This is a genomic window from Streptomyces sp. AcH 505 (assembly GCF_000818175.1).
GTDB lineage: Bacteria > Actinomycetota > Actinomycetes > Streptomycetales > Streptomycetaceae > Streptomyces.
In genome coordinates this window covers 196,152-199,267 of sequence record NZ_JTIY01000002.1, presented here as the reverse complement: position 1 = coordinate 199,267, position 3,116 = coordinate 196,152, and the positions used below count along the sequence as shown (strand labels likewise).

2 protein-coding genes are annotated in these 3,116 nt (G+C 74.4%); both read left to right on the top strand.

The features are described 5' to 3' along the window. A partial coding sequence (locus tag HY68_RS45705) for a glycoside hydrolase family 38 C-terminal domain-containing protein (RefSeq protein ID WP_041998077.1) occupies positions 1-1,209 on the top strand: 1,209 nt, incomplete at its 5' end. Further along, a partial coding sequence (locus HY68_RS31015; RefSeq protein WP_052457328.1) for an ROK family protein occupies positions 1,202-3,116 on the top strand: 1,915 nt, incomplete at its 3' end. The genes HY68_RS45705 and HY68_RS31015, both read left to right, overlap by 8 nt.

Genomic DNA, 3,116 nt, shown 5'->3' with positions numbered 1-3,116 from the left:
CCGGCCGAAGGCGGCCAGCGGCTCTCCGACGGCCGGACCGCGGCCCTGGCGCAGGCGCCCGCGCTGGGCGCCGGACAGCTCGGCGGCCGGGCGGACGGCACCGCCCCGGTGACCGTACGGACCACCGAGGACGGCGGACAGCTGCTGGAGAACGGGCTGGTGCGGATCCTGGTCGACCGGGAAGGGCTGGTGCGCTCGGCGGTCGATCTCGGCACCGGGCGGGACGCCGTGGCACCGGGCGGCGCGGGCAACCTGCTGCAACTGCACCGCGACGACCCGCCGCGCGGCAGCGCCTGGAACCTCGAAGCCGGGCACCACGCCCCGCATCGCGATCTCGACCTGGCGACCGGTGTCGAGGTCACGGAGCGCGGTCCGCTGCTGGCGACCGTACGGGTGCGGCGCACCACGGGCCGCTCGGCCGTCACCCAGGAGCTGACCCTGACGGCGGGCGGCAGGTCGCTCGCCGTCACGACGGACGTCGACTGGCGCGAGCGCGACACCCTGCTCAAGGCCGCCTGGCCGCTGGACGTGCACGCCGAACGCAGCACGGGCGAGATCCAGTTCGGCCATGTGGAGCGGGCGACGCATGAGAACACCAGCTGGGAGGCGGCCCGTTACGAGCTGTGGGCGCACCGGTGGATCCATGTCGGCGAGCACAACTGGGGAGTCGCCCTGGCCTGCGACGCGACATACGGCTACGACGTGTCGCGGCACACTCGCGAGGACGGCGGGACCACCACGACCGTACGGCTGTCGCTGCTGCGCGCGGCGCACAGCCCGGACCCGCACGCCGACCGGGGGCCGCAGCGCTTCCGGCACACCCTGCGCCCGGGGGCCGGTGTGGGTGACGCCGTCGCCGAGGGATACGCGCTGAATCTGCCGCTGCGTCCCGCGCCGGGACCGGCCGCCGCCGCGGAGCCGCTGATCTCCGTCGGCCATCCGGACGTCGTCGTGGAGGCGGTGAAGCTCGCCGACGACCGCTCGGGCGACGTGGTCGTACGGCTCTACGAGTCGCGCGGCGGCCGGGTCGCCACCACGCTCACCGCCGGGTTCCCGGTCAGGGAGGTGCGCGAGACGGATCTGCTGGAGGAGACCCTGGCCGTCCGGCCGCACGAGCACGGCACGGTCCCGCTCACCCTGCGGCCGTTCCAGATCCTCACCCTGCGGCTGGTACGGGCCGCCGAGTCCCCGGGAGACATCGATGATTGACGACCGCCCCGGCGAAGGCGCGGTCGGTCTGCTCCTCCCGGACGACCGTTCCGTGCTGCGCCGTTGGGCCGCCGACGGCGGCCCGCTCGCCGTCCGGGCGAACATCGTGCTGCTCGCCGCCGACGGTCTGCGCGACGCCGAGATCTCCCGGCGGCTCGGCGTCTCCCGGCAGACGGTGGGCAATTGGCGCCAGCGCTGGACGAGCGCCGGCATCGGCGGCCTCGAACACCGGCCGCGCACCGGCAGACCGGCGACGGTCGACGAGGCCGAGGTCGTCACGCGTACCCTGCTCGCCCCCGGCGGTTCCGGCGCTTCCCGGGCCGTGGCACGGGAGTTGGGCCTCTCGCACGCCACGGTCGCCGGGATCAGACGGCGCTGGCGCCTCAACCCGGACGAGTCGCCCGCCCCTTCCGTGCCGACCCGACCGCCGCTGCCCGGCGGTGACGTGTGGGTGATGGGCCTGTACGTCGACCGGTGTCGCGCCGTACTGCTGGCGGGCACCAGGGACCGTACGCGGGCGCCCGCGGCGGCGGGGACGGTGATCGGCGCCGATGTGCTCGCCGGGCTCGACAAGGCGCTGGACCTGGCGCTGACCACGGGCCCCGCAGGCGCCGGAAGCGGAACCGGACCCGCCGAATCCGCGCCTGCCCCGCACGATCCCGGCGCGCTGGCCGCCTATCTGGCCGAGGCGGGCCGCTGCCATCCGGATCTCGACCTGCACGCCATCGCCCTGTGGGACGCTCCCGGGCTGCCCCTGCTGCCCGAAGCGCCGGCCGGGCCCGTGACCTGCCATCAGATCCCGGCCCGCGCCACGTGGCGCAGCTTCCTGCGCGCGATGATCGCCCTCGACTCGACCAGCCACCCCGAGTCCTCGCGCCGGGTCTATCTCGACCTGTCGGCCGAGCTGGAGCGGTACGTCGCCGCGCGGGCCGAGGGCGGCGGCGACGCGGTGCGCTGGCTGCGCGAGACGGTCGCCGGTCATCTCGGCACCGACCGCGCGGCGGACGGTGCGGCGCGCGGTCACACGTGGAGCGGTGTCAACCAGATCGATCTCGGCTCGTTCAACGAGTGTGTGGTCATCGAGACGGTACGGCTGTCCGGCACGATCACCCGGGGCGAGATCGCGCACCGCACCGGCCTCACCCAGCAGTCGGTGTCCAGGATCGCCCGGTCGCTGCTGGACCGGGGCATCCTGATCGAGGACGCGCAGCGGCGCGCCACGTCCGGCAAACCCCGTACGCCGGTGCGGCTTTCGGGGACGGCCGCGCACGCGCTGGGCATCCATATCGACCCCGAGCTGCTGACGGCCGTCGTCATCGACCTGGACGGGGCGATCGTCTGCACCCGCACCCGGCCGGTCACCGCCGACATCAATCCGGCCGAGTTCGTCGACCGGGTCGCGGCGCTGGGCAGGGAAGCGCTGGACGAGGCGCGCGGCGCCGTGCGCGCCGACGGCTTCCTCGGCATCGGGGTCGCGGTGCCGGGCCCTGTCGACATCGCTTCGGGCACCGTGCTCGGTCCGCCGCTGATGTCGGCGTGGGGCGATCTGCCGCTGCTGTATCTGCTCAAGGACCACTTCCCCTGCCCGGTCATCATGGAGAAGGACTGCATCGCGGCGGCGGCGGGCGAGCGCTGGATCGGCCGGGACCGCAGGGCGCGTGACTTCGCCTATCTGTATCTCGGTACGGGAGTCGGCACCGGGCTCTATCTCAACGGCGACATCTACCGGGGCATCAGCGCCAACGCCGGTGAGTTCGGCCAGCTCTGCGCCATCGCGATGGGGCGGGTGGGCGAGGACGGCAGACCGGAGATGATGCCCGAGTGCAATCCGCCGGTGTCCGTGCCCGACTTCGCCGTGCGGCGCGGCATGCGTCCCGCGCCGTCGGCCGCCGGGAGCACGGCGGCCT